The sequence below is a fragment of the Listeria floridensis FSL S10-1187 genome, assembly GCF_000525875.1.
GTDB classification, from domain to species: domain Bacteria; phylum Bacillota; class Bacilli; order Lactobacillales; family Listeriaceae; genus Listeria; species Listeria floridensis.
Map to the genome: position 1 here is coordinate 1 of NZ_AODF01000085.1, position 460 is coordinate 460.

The following is a 460-nucleotide window of genomic DNA, read 5'->3' on the forward strand; positions in this document are numbered from 1 at the left end:
GCAAACGCGCGCGTGTTCAGCATCGCCGCCCGAAAATCGTTCTCTGAAACCGCTTCTTCCGGATTCAACTTCTTCCACGCCTGAAACTGGTTTTTCAACTGATCCGCGTAAACATTACTCCCGCTAAACAAATCATCCATGGTCACTTCTGTTTTCGGTACTTCCCGCTGTTCCTGCGTATAGCTATTCACAAAAACCGTTTCCGTTTTCGTCGCCCCAATCCGATTCGTCGTCGTAAACTTGGACGCATCCAAATTCCGCATGCCTTCCACAAACCGATCCAAGTCTTCAAAAAACGGCCGATCAATTTTCGTATGAACAAGTTCATCCACCCGCTCAGAAAACTGGTGCAGCACCTCAAAATCCTCAAACAGCTCTTGCAGTTCTTTCTCTGAACTTGTATGGCTGAATGAAATCGCACCATCACGATCCAAGTTCCGAATGTCTTCCTCCGCTTCAT

The 460-nt window shown here is 47.6% G+C and carries 1 pseudogene; it reads right to left on the reverse strand.

From position 1 onward, the window contains the following. A pseudogene (locus MFLO_RS14305) lies at positions 1-434 on the reverse strand (hypothetical protein); the annotation flags it as partial. Positions 435-460: the final 26 nt, after the last annotated feature.